This window comes from Oceanobacillus chungangensis, assembly GCF_003369565.1.
GTDB classification, from domain to species: Bacteria; Bacillota; Bacilli; order Bacillales; family Amphibacillaceae; genus Oceanobacillus; species Oceanobacillus chungangensis.
The window spans coordinates 48677-65487 of sequence record NZ_PIOD01000010.1; the positions used below are offsets into that span (position 1 = coordinate 48677).

The following is a 16811-nucleotide window of genomic DNA, read 5'->3' on the forward strand; positions in this document are numbered from 1 at the left end:
TTAATGAGTAGAAAGTTAATTGAGTTTAGAAATGTATCGTTTCGATATGGAGAAGAGCAGCCTTGGGTATTAAAAAATGTTTCATTTGATATTTACGAAGATGAGTGGGTAGCGATTATTGGCCATAATGGCTCTGGAAAATCTACTATCGCTAAGCTCGTAAATGGATTGCTTTTCCCGCAGCAAGGGGAAATTATTATAGATGGACAAGAAGTAAATGAGGCATCCATCTGGAATATTCGCAAAGAAGTTGGAATGGTGTTTCAAAATCCCGATAATCAGTTTGTAGGGGCGACAGTTCAGGATGATGTTGCGTTTGGGATGGAAAATCGCGGTTTTCCCCGTGAAAAAATGGTGAAGCGTATTGATGAAACATTGAATGCAGTCGGAATGCAGGCCTATCGGATGACAGAGCCACATCGCCTGTCTGGTGGGCAGAAACAACGTGTTGCGATTGCAAGTGTGTTGGCAATTTCACCGAAAGTACTAATTCTTGATGAGGCGACCGCAATGCTTGATCCAAATGGTCGCAAGGAAATTATGGAAACTGTATCGCAGCTCCAAAGCAATCAAGGGCTTTCCTTAATCACGATTACACATGATTTACATGAAGTCGTACAAGCAGATCGTGTTATTGTTATGAATGAAGGCGAAATATGGGATGAGGCTACTCCACGAGAGATATTCTCCAAAAAAGATGAACTTCGGATAATCGGATTGGATGTACCATTTGTAGCCATTTTAGCTGATGAACTTAATCAAGTGGGAATCACAATTTCGCAAGAACCTTTAAACCACGAAGAGCTATTGGAGGAATTATGGACATTACATTCGAGAACGTAACTTACATTTATCAACCTAATTCACCATTCGAACATAAAGCATTAGACAATGTTTCATTTCATATTGAATCGGGTTCATTTGTAGCAATTATCGGTCATACCGGTTCAGGGAAGTCAACTTTGATTAACCATCTAAACGGTCTATCTGTGCCAACAGAGGGAATTGTATCTATTGGTGATTACCATCTGTCTAAAGAAGACAAGCCGAAGAATATGAAAGAATTACGCAGCCGTGTTGGCGTTGTTTTTCAATATCCAGAACATCAATTATTTGAAGAAAACGTTGAGAAGGATATAGCCTTTGGACCCGAGAACTTCGATGTTCCAAAAGAAGAGATTAAGAAACGTATCGAAGCGATAGTTCCAGCAGTAGGGTTGCCTACAAGCGTATTAGAACGGTCGCCATTTGATTTAAGCGGTGGACAGATGCGTAGGGTCGCGATTGCTGGTGTTCTTGCCATTAAACCGGATATACTCGTCCTGGATGAACCAACAGCTGGACTCGACCCTAGGGGACAGAAGGATATTATGGAAATGTTCTATCGTTTACATAAGGAAGAAGGCCTAACAACTGTTCTTGTCACACATAGCATGGAGGATGCGGTAAAGTATGCCGATCAGGTGATCATTTTAAATAATGGAACCAAGTACATGGAAGGAAAACCTGAGGAAGTTTTTGTTCAAAAGGATGCATTGAACCGAGTTCAATTAGATGTACCAGAAATGGTTCGCTTTTTAAACTCCTTCAAGGAGCGATTCGGTGAGGAAATTCCTTTTGAAAAACAATCAGTCAAGGAACTAGCACAGATAATACAGCCAGTAGTTAAAGGAGCGAAAGTCAAATGAATAATTCCTTAATTATTGGTCAGTATGTTCCAGGTAATTCGCTTGTCCATAAATTGGATCCAAGAACAAAAATTACGATCATCTTTTTCTATGTGATTACCGTTTTCTTCGCAAATAGTTTAGCGAGCTATAGTGTACTCGTTGTATTTGCACTTGCATGTATGTTCACGTCACGAGTTCCATTACGTTTTATTATGAAGGGTCTCACACCGGTATGGTTCTTAATTATATTTACGTTTATTCTGCACTTATTTGTTACAAAAGAAGGAACGGTTATTTTTGATTTTTGGATTTTCGAATTCTATTCGGGTGGTGTCATTCAGGGATTTGCAATTTCAATCCGGTTCTTCCTGTTAATTCTTGTAACTTCATTACTTACGTTAACAACGACACCAATTGAAATAACTGATGCGATTGAAGACATGCTGCGACCATTAAACAAAGTTAGATTTCCAGTTCATGAGCTTGCACTCATGATGTCGATTTCTTTACGCTTTATTCCTACTCTAATGCAGGAAACGGATAAGATTTCCAGAGCACAGGCATCGCGTGGTGTTGATTTTCGTACAGGGCCAATAAAGGACCGGATAAAAGCGGTAGTCCCTCTGTTAGTTCCACTGTTTGTTAGTGCATTTAAACGTGCTGAAGAGCTTGCAATGGCAATGGAGGCACGTGGCTATCAAGGTGGAGAGGGCCGTACGAAGTTGCGTGAACTGAAAATCGAGCTACGGGACATTATGGTCTATCTTCTCTTTGCATGTGTCATAGCATTGTTATTTTTAACTAGAAATTATTCGTAAGAGAGGCTGGACTAGTATGGGAAGACTGAAATGTACAATCAACTATGATGGTTATGAATTCTTTGGCTTCCAACACCAGCCGACGAAGCGTACTGTTCAAGGAGAACTGGAAAAGGTTTTAAAGCAGATTCATAAAGGGGAATCGGTACGCCTGCAGGCATCGGGACGTACCGATGCAGGCGTTCATGCAAAGGGACAGGTAATTCATTTCGATTCACCTTTCGATATTCCTGAGTTAGGATGGAAGCGAGCGATGAATACCTTGTTACCGGATGATGTTTATATTGAAAAGGTTGAAAGGGTTACAGATGCGTTTCATGCGAGATATAGTGCAGTGGAAAAAGAATATCACTATTTCGTTTGGAATGCTGAGAAACCAGACGTATTTAAACGAAACTATGCGTATTATTTTCCATATCATCTCGACATAGAGAAAATGCAGGAAGCATGTAGCTATTTAGAAGGTACGCATGATTTCACAACGTTTTCTTCAGCAAAGGCGACGACAAAGGGGAGTAAGGTAAGAACGATTTACCAAGCAACCTGCAATCGAAAAGGAGCGGAAATTGAGTTCGTTTTCCGCGGATCTGGCTTTTTGTATAATATGGTACGAATTATGGTTAGCGTGTTATTAGATATCGGGCAAGGAAGAAGACTGCCAGCCGATATTAAGATGCTATTGGAAGGGGAAAATCGACAGCTTGCAGGTAAAACAATTGCACCTCAAGGACTGTACTTATGGCAAGTAAAATATGATAAATAAATGCCTATTGAACTTGACAATTACCGGTCATATGTTATATTATTATCTATGGCATTTTATTTCTAAATAAACCATGATTAGCCCCGGAATCTAATTATGTTGACTATAGGAATAACAAATTTGAAACGAATTTTTATATATATGGAGGGAAATTATCATGCGCACAACTTTTATGGCGAATGAAGCTAATATCGAACGCAAATGGCTTGTTGTGGATGCTGAAGGTCAAAGACTTGGTCGTTTATCAAGTGAAGTTGCTGCAATCCTTCGTGGAAAGCACAAACCAACTTACACACCACATGCAGACACTGGAGATAATGTTATCATTATCAACGCTGAGAAAATAGAATTAACAGGAAACAAAATCAATGACAAAATGTACTACAATCATTCAGGTCATCCAGGCGGAATGAGAGAACGTAACGCAGACGAAATGCGTTCTAAATATCCTCAAGAAATGCTAGAAAGAGCAATTAAAGGGATGCTTCCAAAAGGTCCATTAGGTCGCAAAATGGCTAAGAAATTACATGTATATAGAGGACCAGAACACAATAATCAAGCACAAAAACCAGAAGTTTACGAACTTCGTGGATAATTAGAAGGAGGTTAAACAATTGGCACAAGTACAATATTACGGCACAGGTCGTAGAAAAAAATCAACTGCTCGTGTACGTCTAGTACCAGGCACAGGTAATGTTACTATCAATGGTCGTGAAGCAAAAGACTATTTCCCATATGACACACAACTTCTTATTCTTAACCAGCCACTAGCTGCTACAGAAACAGAAGGAACTTATGACGTGCTAGTTAACGTTCATGGTGGTGGATTCACTGGTCAAGCTGGTGCAATTCGTCATGGTATCGCTCGTGCACTTTTAGAAGCTGATCCTGAATACCGTGCTTCACTTAAACGTGAAGGTTACCTAACTCGTGATGCTCGCATGAAAGAACGTAAAAAATACGGTCTTAAAGGCGCTCGTCGTGCACCTCAGTTCTCAAAACGTTAATATATTTACATTTCAAGACTCTTTTCACTTATGTGGAAAGGGTCTTTTTTATGTTTGAAAAGTACTTTTGACCATGAGTGAACACATTTCATAGCTCAATATACTTCTGAAATTTTTCTGCTGTTTGCTCTTTTCCTTTTGGTGTTCATGCATACTGCCCACTTTGTCTAAATATAATGAATCTGAGTGTCCTTTTTTTTCAAAATCATTTTAAGAAAAACGCCAAACTTTTTTCACAAACTAGAGAATGGGTGGGGAGGAAATGACCAAAGTTGTTCCAGATCCTTATGTCAATCAGCTTACGGTTAGAGATTTTGATTGTGAAGCTAATAGTAATCAAATAAGTGTGATCGTGGAATATATGGGATTGCCTCGAGTAGAGAAGTGGAATATAGATCAAAGGAGACCTGAGCAGCCATCTTTTACATCGGAAAGAATTACGTTCTTAAAATATGTTACTGGCACTTCGGATTTAATTATCGGGATGGATGTGACCGGCGATGAAAGGGAGCAATTATTTCTCCTCAAGGAAAATGGTATGCTCATCCCACTGACCCACTCGCCTGAACATGTTCATCTATATGGGGGAAGCTCTCCAGACGGAAAATGGATTGCCTGGTCCAGCAACCGACAAAACCCAGCCTTTTTAGATATTTATATCCAAAGTCTAGAGACTTATGAAACTCATCTAGTGTTTGCTGGAGATGGAATGTTTACTGTGGAGAGATGGTTTCCTAATGGAAATGCATTATTGGTCAGAAGAACGAACTCTGCGCTGGATCAAGATTTAGGGATTCTATCTCTTTTAACTGGAAACATCGACTGGATTACAGAGCATTCAGGAGAAGCAAGCTACCGCAATATCCATTTCAGTAACAACGGAGATGAAATATATCTATTGTCCAACAAAGATAGTGAATTCTATGGACTGGCGTGTATTCATCTGCCCACCAAACAATTAACTTGGCTGCTTCGGGGGAATTGGGACTTTGAAGGATTGACTCTTAATAAAGAAAATAACATGTTTGCTTTTACTGAAAATCAAGGTGGAATCTCAAAAGGATATTTGTTTGATTTGAACCAAGGGGCTCTTTATACATGGGAAACCCCGATGGGCGTGATTACCAATCTCACCTTTTTACTTCAACGACAAATGCTGCTTTTTAAATTAAATGGACCTGCGCATCCCTCAGAACTATGGGCTCTTCACCTTCCAACTCTTCAGGTCCAGTCATTAATGAATATAAGCAAACCTCTCATAGAAGGAAAACTAGCCAATCCAAAACTGCTATCCTATCGTTCATTTGACGGTCTTCAAATCCCCTTCTTTTACTATAAGCCAGAGCCAGCTGCTCAGAAACATCCAGTTGTCATCTATCTTCATGGCGGACCAGAAAGTCAAAGCCGGGCGTCCTACAACCCACTTTTTGAATATTTACAAAGCAAGGGCTTTTGTATAGCAGCGCCTAATTTCCGCGGAAGCACAGGGTACGGTAAGACGTATACCCAATTGGATGATGTACGTAAACGGATGGATGCCCTAAAGGATGTGATATCCCTAGTGGACTTTCTCAAACAAGATCCAGATATTGATGCTAGTAAAATCGCTGTTCTAGGAGGAAGTTATGGTGGATTTTTAACACTTGCGGCGATCAGTCACTATCCCAATTTATGGGTGTCTGCAGTTGATATTGTAGGAATGTCGAGCCTGCGAACGTTTATCCAAACAACCAGTCCCTGGAGGAAGCGGCTTAGAGAAATTGAATACGGTACGGTTAAACAGGACGAGGATTTTTTTAATCAGATTGATCCTCTTAATCATGCGGACAGAATTACGGCTCCCTTGCTAGTCATTCACGGCGTAAATGACCCACGTGTCTCCATTGACGAGTCGGAGCAAATCGTCAATAAACTGAAGCAACGAGAACATCCCGTTACCTTTCATCGCATTGAAGGGGAGGGGCATAACTTAGTCAAACCAGAGGATAAAATCTACGTTTACTCTATGGTGGCTGCTTTCCTTGAGCAATATATGGGACGTGATTAATATCAAAGCTCAACGAACGGTGTATATGTATGTTCATCATCATTTGGATATCAGAGTGTCCCAGCCGCTTCCGGACTTTTCTAAAACTAGTTTATAAATAGGAATAAATACACCATCCATAGTGAAAGATTTCCCGGTTTTCCCCTTTGTGGGTGGCATAAGTGATGAAGAACAATGTATATCATATGCCGCTCAAAAGGTGATAAATTAATCGTTTACGGAGTGGTGACCATTCTGCCGCCAATCTTGTCCTATGCAATCATTTTTTCTTTTTAACCTGGCAAAATGTAGAACAAACGGACAAGCTGTCCAGACAATATTCAAGCTTTATCGTGCTGAAAAATGAGATAACATTCATTACTTCAATGGTCAGTCATACGATGAACACACTATAGAAAAATCGATTAATAATACTATTACTTTCTATAGCTTATCTAAATTAACGAAGGTTCCATGAAAAGAGTGCTTCATAAGTAAATCTGTTAATCCGGATGAAGGTGAACCAGCTATTAGATTCGATGTATAAAATTTGCCGGTTTTACCAGTTCCATAAAATTAGGCATCTATATTAGTAACAATACCCATCTATTGTACATAATTTGTTGATGAGTGTTCGAAATATAAATATTTTCATTTGTATACAGTACTTTTTTCGATATAACTCAGCTGCCGTTTTAAGTTTTCAATACCTATTTTTAATTTTGATTGAGGAGGAATAGAAAATGAATGATTTCCAAAATGAACTTCAAATGTTAAATGTTGGTGATTTCCAAGCGACTCAGGCAGTCCCTTCGGATCAAACACAGTATTATACTGATCAATTCGGTGAGCAATTCGGATTTGGTTTTGGTTTCAGATGCTTTAGTTGTTTTAGATGCTTTAACTGTTTTAATTGCTTTAACTGCTTTAACTGTTTTAGATGCTCTAACTGCTTTAGTTGTTCCCATTGCTCATCTTGCGCCAGATGTCATCGAGAAGACAATTAAGCCGTGTGTTAATCGTTTAGTTTTTTATTTGAGAAAGTCCCCTGTATTGTTGGCAGGTAGGAAAGTATAAACTTTCCTCCGCTGCATAAGTGCAACTAAGGTTGTCACCGAAAGGCTTGGTGACAACCAAGTTTTTTAACAGGAGTCTTTCAATATAAGGCATGACATAATGGACAAATTGCTGTACATAAGATGGTAGTGGAAGTGATAGTGAACAATTATGGCCACAAGGGTAAGGAGGATAGAGATGGCAAGTTTGAAACCTTCTATGCGTCTGAAAGTGAAAAGAGACACGTTTTATCTCCCTGAACCAAACCGAGGTGTATATTTTCGAAACAACTTAAGTTCATTCCGTATCGAAGGTAATGGAATCGATCAATGGCTTGAAAAATTGTTACCGATGTTTAATGGGGAGTATACGTTAGGACAATTGACTAACGAATTGCCTGGCCCATACCGGGATCGTGTATATGAAATTGCTGAAGCGCTGTATGCAAATGGCTATGTTCGTGATTTAAGCCAAGACCTTCAGCATCAATTATCGGATTATCAGCTTAAAAATCATGCATCTCAAATTGAGTTTGTGGACAATTTAGTTGGTTCTGGGGCAGCCCGTTTTCAAGTTTTTCGTCAGGCCAAAGTGCTGGCAGTTGGCTCTGGTCCTATTTTAAATTCATTGGTTTCTTCTTTAATTGAATCCGGGTTGACTAAGATCCAAGTGCTAATCACAGACGGGGTTCCGACCAATAGACAAAGGTTAAAAGAACTCGTGGAACATGCACGAAAGAAAGATCCAGAGTTTGACTTAAAGGAGGTTCCGCAAAAGAAAGAGAGTTGGCGGGAAATAGTAAAGCCCTTTGATTCAATTTTGTATGTGAGTCAGGAGGGAGAACTAGAGGAACTTAAGTATTTTCATACAGTTTGCAGGGAAGAGAAGAAAATGTTTCTCCCTGCTATATGCTTGCAGCAGGTAGGTTTAGCTGGTCCATTAGTACATCCAGATTCCGAGGTGTGTTGGGAGTCGGCATGGCGCCGTTTACACCATCCTGTCTTATTAAAAAATAGGCAATTTCCTTCTTTCTCTGCCACTCCGGGATCGTTGTTAGCCAATGTGATCGTATTTGAATTTTTTAAAGAGGTTACAGAAGTCACGGGATTGGAACAGAAAAATAGGATTTTTCTTCTTGATTTGGATACATTGGAGGGAAACTGGCATTCGTTTTTGCCTCATCCACTTGTAACGAGCGATATATTTGCTGAATGGGTTGAAGATGTCGAAAGCCGCATCCAAATAGGCTTAGAGAAAGTTGAGTCAGCCGGTAAATTACTTCTTTATTTCAACCAGTTGACATCAGAGAAATCAGGAATCTTCCATATTTGGGAGGAGGAAGATTTAAGGCAGCTTCCATTAGCTCAGTGTCGCGTTCAGGTAGTCGACCCCTTGTCAGAGGGACCAGCTGAGTTGATGCAGGACGTTGTCTGTTCGGGTTTGACTCATGAGGAGGCACGAAGAGAAGCTGGATTAACTGGGATTGAAACTTATGGATCGCGGATGGTCCGTTTGGTCGTTAATACGCTGCCACAAAATAAAAATGATGAAGGAATTTTGTCAGTAATGGAGGAAGTTGTCGGGGTTGGAGCTGGTGAATCGTTTGTTGAAGGTGTAGGTCGTGGGTTACAAAAGTGCTTGGCAGTGGAGCTTAGCAAGCAACAACTTAATCAGAAGTATTCTGTCTCTCCAGTACAGTTGCGTTTTATAGAAGACGAGAGATGCCGATTCTATTTAGAGGCACTGACTGTGATGCAGGGAGCACCAATTATCGGAATAGGAAGTGAAGTATCCGGTTTTCCTGTAGTATGGGTAGGTACGAAAGATGGATGGTATGGCAGTGCAGATCTAAATATAACAATGGCGTTACGGAGGGCATTACAGCAGGCACTTATCAAAGTGCAAAACAAAATGGACTCTACTAATGAACTAGCTAGTGAGGTAACGTCCGTATTTTTGGAGGACAAAGTGCCAGTTAGTCTCGGTATTCCTGCGTGTGAAGATGGGATACAAGCAGACATCCTGCAAGGAGCCATGGAAATACTAAAACGGAATGGAAAACGGGTCTTAGTATTTGAATTAGGACTTGAACCTGTTTTTAAAGAGCAGCTAGACGGAGTGTTTGGTGTTTTGCTGCGAGAGGAGGATTCACAATGAGTTCCCTCGTGTTGATTGTCGGAGAAGGTGTGCTTGCGGAACTTGTTAGCGATGAACTGTCAGCACACCATCAGGTTATTCGTAAGTCCAATTTTGAGGAAGGAGTTCCAAAAAATGCAGATTTGGCCCTTTTTTTGGATGATGGTTGGGAACCCTCTGTTCATCAAAAGGCTGAAGAAATGTTTAAAAAGACTGGTACTCCCTGGCTCAGAGGGTTCGTTTCATTTGGAGAAGGTGTAGTTGGTCCGCTTGTAAGACCAGGTGCAGCCGGTTGCTCTCAATGTGCGGACATGAGACGTCTAATGGGAGGACGTGACCGTTCAGAGATGTGGGAGGTACAACAGAGACCAGCTCTGGCCGGGGGAATGGGAAGTGACCCGTGGGCTTCAAGTAACGGACTTTTACAAATGGTTTACCTTATTGAGGTTGAGGTACAGAATTTATTACAAGGTGATCAGGCTTATTCGGAAGGGAAGATATATCTAATTGACTTGAAAACACTGAATAGCTCGTGGCATTCTTTTCTGCCCAACCCGCTGTGTCAGGTCTGTGGCGAATTACCCGATGATTCGCGAGACTTAGCCCGATTTTCACTGCAAGCAAGTCCGAAAATCAGTTCCAGCAGTTTCCGCTGCCGTCCGTTGGATGAAATGAAAAAAGTTATTGTCAAAGACTATCTGGATAATCGTACTGGTCTTTTGAATAGTAAAATGTATGATCTAGTGCCTCCATTTGCCGATGCGAGTGTTAATCTTCCTATGTTAGTCGGGGACGAGGGAACAGCCGGCCGGACCCATTCATACGAAGAAAGCGTGTCAACAGCCATTTTAGAGGGATTGGAGCGGTACTGTGGTTTAGAGCCACGTGGCAAACGGACAGTAATACATGATAGCTTGATTAACCTTGAAAATCAAGCACTTAATCCATTGAAGGTAGGCGTACACGCAAAGGAACAATATGCGCAGCCTGGTTTTCCATTTAAATCGTTTAATCCTGACCGTTCCATTAATTGGGTATGGGGTTATTCGTTCTTAGAAGAGCGTCCCATTCTGGTACCTGAGCGACTTGCCTATTATAGTGTTCGCGGGTCGCAAGGTTTTATCTATGAAACTTCCAATGGATGTGCGCTAGGAGGAAGTTTAGAGGAGGCGATTTTCTACGGAATTATGGAAGTGGTCGAGCGTGATTCATTCCTGATGACTTGGTACGCGAAGCTGAATCTTCCGCGACTGGACCCTTTTACAGCTGAAGACCAGGAGTTGGAGTTAATGGTCGAACGGATGCGAGCGGTCGCTGGGTATGATTTGTATTTGTATAACTCTACGATGGAACATGGTATTCCAAGTATTTGGGCAATGGCTAAAAACAGAAAGGAAAAGGGATTGAATCTCATCTGTGCAGCCGGAGCCCATCTGGACCCGGTACGGGCCGTTAAAAGCGCGATTCACGAGCTGGCGGGCATGATGCTCAACCTTGATGAACAGTTTGAGGCGAACCAGGAGGAGTATGAAAGAATGCTGCATGATTCTTCCTTGGTAAGACAGATGGATGACCACGGCATGCTTTACGGTTTACCGCAAGCAGAAGAACGCTTAAGTTTTTTGTTTGACACCAACAGCCCAATGCGGACTTTTAAGGAGGAGTTTAAGTGGGAGTCGAATCATACGGATCTTACCGATGATTTGCAAGACATTCTTCAAGTGTTCCGTCAGTTAAACCTTGATGTAATTGTTGTAGACCAGTCGACACCGGAAACGATGCGAAACAGATTACATTGCGTAAAAGTACTGATTCCGGGGATGCTGCCGATGACATTCGGGCATCACCTAACCCGCCTAACAGGACTTGAGAGGGTACTCCGGGTCCCTATGGAACTTGGGTATACGAATAAACCATTGACACCAGAACAACTCAATCCATATCCACACCCGTTTCCTTAAAGACTGATTAGGAGGTAGAGGATGAGTCTGGAAGAATTTTTGCAAAATCTGCATTTTAATATTGATAAGGCAAATCAGCCGAACTTGGAGGTAGACTGGGAGGATGCACCTCTTGCATATAAACTCTACCGTGGATTACCGATTGTTCCATTGTCCTCGGAAGTGCCGCTAACGCTTACTGGAGAAGAACCTCCAGCTAGACTGGACCTTAATAGAGTCGGTCATTTTCTCTGGTATGTATTCGGTTTTACCCAGTTGAGCCAATCAGTCTTTCCAATGGACTCCACAGAGCAAGATCCCCACCCTGTGCAGTCTTATCGGCGATTTGCTCCTTCTGGTGGGGCGCTATACCCTAACGAATTGTACGTGTATTTGAAGGTAGAGGGACTTCCTGATGGAGTCTACCATTATGATGTAGCGCACCATAGCCTGGTATGCTTAAGGGAAGGGAATTTCGACTCCTATTTAGCCAGGGCTCTGGGCAATCGGTGCGACTTCTCCTCGTGTTTTGGTATTGTCTTTGTGTCGACAATGTTCTGGAAAAATTTCTTTAAATACAACAACTTTGCGTATCGACTCCAAGGATTGGATGCTGGTGTGCTGATGGGACAGTTAATGGAGGTAGCAAAAAGGTTTGGCTTCGCGTCAGGTGTGTACTTTCAATTTCTTGATACCGCAATCAATCATCTGCTTGGACTATCCGAACTAGAGGAGAGCGTATATAGTGTAATCCCGCTATCTGTGGAAGCAACCACCTGGTCTGCTAACGGAAGGGACTTATACAAAAATGTTACATCGGAAGAATTGAAAAAAGAACTGCCAGCAATTCAAGCCGAACATTTCGAGCGGTCACTTAGTGTCAAAGAATATCCGATGATAACTGCGATGAATGAAGTCTCTAAGCTGGATTCCACAAATTCATTTAGGTTGCTCGAGAGGAGGACAATTCCTGAACGTATGGAGCTTACTGTGGAATTGCCTCAGGTAAAGTCCCTAACGTATGATCTGGCTGAGGCCTGCGGAAACCGATTTTCCCCCGACATGGATTTCGTTTTAGAAAAGGTGAGTCAACAACAACTGGCCACCCTTCTTCAAGAGGCAACAACTTCTTTTTCATACAGAAATGATTTGGATGAAGCGTATAGGAGTAATGTTCCTCGTGTAACAATTTACAGCTGTTTATATAATGTCGAAGGTATTTCTAATGGGGCGTACGATTATGACAGCGCAAAGCATATATTAAGAGAAATATACCCTGGAGACCATCGACTCCATTTGCAGACTGGAATGTCTCTGGATAATGTGAATTTGCTTCAAGTACCACTTTGCCTGCATGTTGCTGGTGATAAGGAATTCTATCAAACAGAACTAGGACACAGGGGTTACAGAATCCAACAGATGGAAGCAGGCATGCTAGTGCAACGATTGCTTTTGGCCGCATCAGCTCTCGAGATGGGAGGGCACCCGCTACTTGGATTTGACGCGAATTTGAGTGATGAACTCTATAAAATGGATCAACAAGGAAAGACCAGCTTAATCCAAATCCCAATTGGTCCCTATCGCCCTCGCCCTTCGCTGAGTGGAAGTTTGCACAGCTAATTTAAGGGAATACATTACAAACGCTGAAATGTACGATGAACAAATCGTAAGAAACTCACTCTCAGTAGTCCTTTCGCTGTTCATTTTTTTAAGAAGAGCATGTCTTAGCCTAATCTAATACATGCTCTTCATTATACTCAATTTTAACTTCACTTTTTCGCCCTGCATACCACTGAAAGAAAGAATGCGCCAGTTCGACCGGTACATCATTCATGACTGTTTTACGAACTGGCCTCCCTCTATTCGTTGTTTGAATTGATGCAAGTCCTAGCTTTTTTTGTACGATATTTCGTGTAATCATCGCTTTAATTACTTTTTCCCATTTAGAAACGAATAATGAGATAGTAAGCGCTCGCCTTTTTAAGAGGGACAACGATTCCAATTCTCCTACAGTACATGCAGAGAACAATAATAGATAGAATGCAGCCCCCTGGCAGAAACGTATTTGATTTTTCTTATTCATCATCACTAAGTAAAAAACAACGTGAAGCGCGCTCACGTTGTTTTTTTATTAATACCGTTATTCAAGTCTACCGATGGTTTATCGGTAACATCCAGTATATCAAGCAGGAAAACAAACACTGGAATACCGATAATCAATCCCCAGACACCAAAGAAATGCTGCGAGAATATTAGGACGATAAATGTATAAAATACAGGTAAATCCGTTTTCGAGGACATTAGCTTTGGATTTAAAATGTATGCTTCAATTGCATGGATAACCATAATTGCAATGAATAAGTAAACTACTGTCAAAAATCCCCCGATTGTAAAAGCAATTAGAGTTAAGGGGATAAGTGAAATAATAACGCCTGCGACAGGAATAAGTCCTAAAAAGAAAACCATGATTGACAATCCTATGATTTGCGGGAATCCAAGGATCATTAATACAATTACCGTTAGGAAAGTATTAATAAGCGCAATCATGAATTGTGCTTCAATTACCTTTCCAAATGTGCGTGAGAACTTTCTGCCAAAGTATTCGATCTCTCGATAAAATGGAGCAATCTTACTATGTTTAAACTTGCCAGTGAATTCCAATAAGCGTGGCTTTTCGAGAAGGAAAAACAAGCTAAGTAATAAAGCAATCAACACTTGAACACTCGTTTTGCTAATATCTGAGAATGACTTTAAAAGAAATGAGAAGCCATCTTCTAAATAAGCGGTAATTTGATTGCTTGCGATAATCGATTCAATGTAGTTAACGATAGCATTATCATACGACTTAAATGAGAAATTAGAAATTTGTCGAATCAATTGACTGATCTCCGCTGTAATCACTGGTAAATACTTCACAATTCCGACTGTTAACAGACTGACGATGAATGTGTATAGCAATAATATAAGTATTGTTCGATTTAGCTTAATACGTGCAACCGTAAATTCAACAAGTCCATTCATTAGAAAAGAAAAAATGAAGGTTAATAGAATGAGGTTCATCATGCTTCTAACACTAAAAAGGATAAGGATAATCAATCCAAAAATAATGCTTCGTTTTACACCTGTTTTCCTGAAAAAGTCTGCAATTGATTCCATGTAAAATAGTTCCCCTCTTACTAAAATATGTAATTGTATGAATAATAATACCTATCTATTTAAGTATCTACTCTAAAGTGGCAAAATACAAGCTGGAATTAAAGTTATTTGTTATTAATGCCTAATGACCAGGAGTTAACTCCATCTTTTATAGTTAGAATAATAAAAGACGGGAGTGATTGAAATGGTATGGTTTGTTTATATTGTCATTATTTTGTATGGACTATTGACTATGATTGCAACCGTGAGTCAAATAATCGCAAAAACGTTCCACGTGAATCATTTTATGTTTATCTTTCTACAATATTGATTCCTTCCTCACTGTTTATTGATAGTCAGCAGATAATGATTACCGTATTGATTATCGCTTTCACTGGTTTGCATATCGTAGCAGTTATCGAAGGACTAAAGGTGAATGGTCAGTTAAAATACAATCACCACCTTGTTAGATTTGGTGTTCATAGAATAATTTTTATCGTGGCGTTATATTATAACTTATTTCGGATAGTTTGTTACTATTTAGATAAAGTGTGACTTAGCTTAGTAGGGAGCTTGCTCTTAGGCTGGTCGCTCGGAAAATACACTTCGCTTTCCGTGGGGGGCTGGTGAGCCTTCTTGTGCTGGCGCACTTCGAAGTCTCACCTAGGCTCATCTTCCCGCAGGAGTCTTCGTGTATTTCCTACGCTGAGATTGAGCAAAATCTATCATATGTGAGTGTCAAACATACTACAATCAACATTGCGCCTATCTCGCACTTTATATCAACTTATCATTGACCTTGGAAAAGTAATAATTCTTTTCTTTTAACCGCAGTCCATTTTTAGTAAACTTTCTTATACCTTAAGTAAAGTGGTGAGTTAATGAAAATAGGGGAATTCTCCAGAGTAGTCGGATTAAGTAAGGATACCATTCGCTATTATGAAAAAATCGGATTGATTAAACCTAAAGTAATCAACAAACATCGGTATTATAAGGAAAAAGAACTTGATGACCTGGCTGCAATTATTAAGTTAATAAGGAATGGATTTAGCTTAGATGAAATTAAGCGAATGTTTCAGCTTGCTGAAAATGTCGAGAAAGATCAAAAGTTGGATGATGAAGCATTGGCTCGTTTAATGGAATTAATAGTTATATTTGAGAATAAAAATGAAGAAATGCTGGAAAGGGAACGGATTTTAGTGGTTAAGGCAGTTTTAGAGAGAGCAATAGGGAAAAATGAATATATGAATCGACTAAACAGACATTAGGAGATATAAGAATCTATTATACTTATAAATAGGGCAGGATGCCTCTGTGAAAACAGAAGGGGGATACAAATGGAATTTCTAAATTTGATTGCTATCTTTATTGTTATTTTCATATCAACGAATACGATAGAAAAAAGTTTAAAGACAATCGTTAGTCAAAATGAGCGTGTGATTGAATTATTATTGGAGATTAAAGAATCACAAGAAAAGGAATGAAGGAAAGTCTAAGCAGCTTATTTCTTGATACATACTCGAGATAATTCGTGGCAAACTAGAACCCATGGAGGTGTATCTATTGAGTAAGAATAGAAAGAATAAATTAAGCGGTAATGTAAGTGACGAGCAAGCGGTACGGAAGAATTTATCAAAGGAATTTGATCATGAATTTGCAAATGAACCATTAACACCAGAAGAGAAATATAATAATAAGAAAACGAAGAAGCGGCAATAAGGCAGTATTGGTTCCCTATTAACTATGTTGATGGGGGATTTTTAATTTATTCGCTTTTGGTTGATAAGTTATATAACTGACAATGCCTGTTATTGATAACAGTGTGGATATCCACTTTGGTGTTTTAGCATTAATCAGAGACTGCTTCCAAAAAATACCGAACTTCAAATAATAAGTATTAGTGCTAAGCGGATATAAAGTGGGAACTAACTCAGAATAGTAAATGCTCTGGGGACCGGTCGCTCCGGAAATATACTTCGCTTTCCGCGGGGGGCTGGTGAGCCTACTCGTGCTATCGCGCTTCGTAGTCTCACCGAGGCCCAACCTCCCGCAGGAGTCTTCGTGTATTTCCTACGCTTAGATTGTACACAACCTAGCGATATAAGTATGACTGGCCACTAGCTCACTAACTATCATTGGTGATTGCAATTGAAGAATTGACTAAGGAAAGTGACTGTCTACTATCTATATTCAGCATTATCACTAGTTCGTACTTTAACTATATACAACAATAATCGATAACACTGAGCCTTATCAAAAA

17 protein-coding genes and 1 pseudogene are annotated in these 16811 nt (G+C 40.2%); 16 read left to right on the top strand and 2 right to left on the bottom strand.

The window, feature by feature from the left end; all coding sequences use genetic code 11:
- Window positions 1-3: 3 nt before the first annotated feature.
- From CWR45_RS09755 to CWR45_RS09805, 12 genes and pseudogenes are all read left to right on the top strand, one after another.
- Window positions 4-843: an energy-coupling factor ABC transporter ATP-binding protein gene (locus CWR45_RS09755; RefSeq protein ID WP_115749681.1), complete on the top strand. Its 840-nt coding sequence runs from the start codon at window positions 4-6 to the stop codon at window positions 841-843.
- Window positions 819-1688 (top strand): energy-coupling factor ABC transporter ATP-binding protein, encoded by an 870-nt coding sequence (locus tag CWR45_RS09760; RefSeq protein WP_115749682.1) that lies wholly within the window; start codon window positions 819-821, stop codon window positions 1686-1688. Before CWR45_RS09755 ends, CWR45_RS09760 begins: the two co-directional genes overlap by 25 nt.
- Window positions 1685-2488, top strand: a complete 804-nt coding sequence (locus tag CWR45_RS09765; protein WP_115749683.1) for an energy-coupling factor transporter transmembrane component T family protein — start codon at window positions 1685-1687, stop codon at window positions 2486-2488. The genes CWR45_RS09760 and CWR45_RS09765 overlap by 4 nt, the downstream gene beginning before the upstream one ends.
- Window positions 2489-2504: 16 nt before the next feature.
- Window positions 2505-3251, top strand: coding sequence for a tRNA pseudouridine(38-40) synthase TruA (truA, locus tag CWR45_RS09770; RefSeq protein ID WP_115749684.1), 747 nt, complete (start codon window positions 2505-2507; stop codon window positions 3249-3251).
- A gap of 157 nt (window positions 3252-3408) precedes the next feature.
- Entirely contained in the window at window positions 3409-3846 is a 438-nt protein-coding gene (gene rplM, locus CWR45_RS09775; RefSeq protein WP_115749685.1) for a 50S ribosomal protein L13, read from the top strand.
- Window positions 3847-3865: 19 nt separating this feature from the next.
- Entirely contained in the window at window positions 3866-4258 is a 393-nt protein-coding gene (rpsI, locus tag CWR45_RS09780) for a 30S ribosomal protein S9 (protein ID WP_115749686.1), read from the top strand.
- A 262-nt stretch (window positions 4259-4520) separates the two neighbouring features.
- Window positions 4521-6305 carry a S9 family peptidase gene (locus CWR45_RS09785; protein ID WP_115749687.1) on the top strand — a complete coding sequence of 595 codons (1785 nt, stop codon included), beginning with the start codon at window positions 4521-4523 and terminating at the stop codon, window positions 6303-6305.
- Window positions 6306-7054: 749 nt separating this feature from the next.
- Window positions 7055-7216 (top strand): annotated as a pseudogene (locus CWR45_RS20490) (heterocycloanthracin/sonorensin family bacteriocin); the annotation flags it as partial.
- On the top strand, window positions 7146-7361 hold the full coding sequence (locus CWR45_RS20135; RefSeq protein WP_245975398.1) for a hypothetical protein: 216 nt from the start codon (window positions 7146-7148) through the stop codon (window positions 7359-7361). The pseudogene CWR45_RS20490 and the gene CWR45_RS20135, both read left to right, overlap by 71 nt.
- 177 nt (window positions 7362-7538) lie before the next feature.
- Complete coding sequence (locus tag CWR45_RS09795; protein WP_115749689.1) at window positions 7539-9497, top strand: putative thiazole-containing bacteriocin maturation protein; 1959 nt, start codon at window positions 7539-7541, stop codon at window positions 9495-9497.
- Window positions 9494-11437, top strand: a complete 1944-nt coding sequence (locus CWR45_RS09800; protein WP_115749690.1) for a TOMM precursor leader peptide-binding protein — start codon at window positions 9494-9496, stop codon at window positions 11435-11437. Before CWR45_RS09795 ends, CWR45_RS09800 begins: the two co-directional genes overlap by 4 nt.
- 21 nt (window positions 11438-11458) lie before the next feature.
- On the top strand, window positions 11459-13036 hold the full coding sequence (locus CWR45_RS09805; RefSeq protein WP_115749691.1) for a SagB family peptide dehydrogenase: 1578 nt from the start codon (window positions 11459-11461) through the stop codon (window positions 13034-13036).
- Window positions 13037-13145: 109 nt separating this feature from the next.
- Here the strand turns inward: CWR45_RS09805 and CWR45_RS09810 are convergent, their stop codons facing one another.
- Together CWR45_RS09810 and CWR45_RS09815 are read right to left on the bottom strand one after the other, a co-directional pair.
- Window positions 13146-13409 (bottom strand): hypothetical protein, encoded by a 264-nt coding sequence (locus CWR45_RS09810; protein ID WP_211315961.1) that lies wholly within the window; start codon window positions 13407-13409, stop codon window positions 13146-13148.
- A 122-nt stretch (window positions 13410-13531) separates the two neighbouring features.
- Window positions 13532-14572: an AI-2E family transporter gene (locus tag CWR45_RS09815; protein ID WP_115749692.1), complete on the bottom strand. Its 1041-nt coding sequence runs from the start codon at window positions 14570-14572 to the stop codon at window positions 13532-13534.
- A 184-nt stretch (window positions 14573-14756) separates the two neighbouring features.
- Here CWR45_RS09815 and CWR45_RS20310 point away from each other — a divergent pair, with 184 nt between their 5' ends.
- From CWR45_RS20310 to sspO, 4 genes are all read left to right on the top strand, one after another.
- Entirely contained in the window at window positions 14757-14882 is a 126-nt protein-coding gene (locus CWR45_RS20310) for a hypothetical protein (RefSeq protein WP_281271851.1), read from the top strand.
- A gap of 550 nt (window positions 14883-15432) precedes the next feature.
- Window positions 15433-15819, top strand: coding sequence for a MerR family transcriptional regulator (locus CWR45_RS09820; protein ID WP_115749693.1), 387 nt, complete (start codon window positions 15433-15435; stop codon window positions 15817-15819).
- Between the two features lie 69 nt (window positions 15820-15888).
- Window positions 15889-16035, top strand: coding sequence for a hypothetical protein (locus CWR45_RS19815; protein WP_170138836.1), 147 nt, complete (start codon window positions 15889-15891; stop codon window positions 16033-16035).
- 79 nt (window positions 16036-16114) lie between these two features.
- Window positions 16115-16270 carry a small acid-soluble spore protein O gene (gene sspO, locus CWR45_RS09825; protein ID WP_425453616.1) on the top strand — a complete coding sequence of 52 codons (156 nt, stop codon included), beginning with the start codon at window positions 16115-16117 and terminating at the stop codon, window positions 16268-16270.
- Window positions 16271-16811 lie beyond the last annotated feature (541 nt).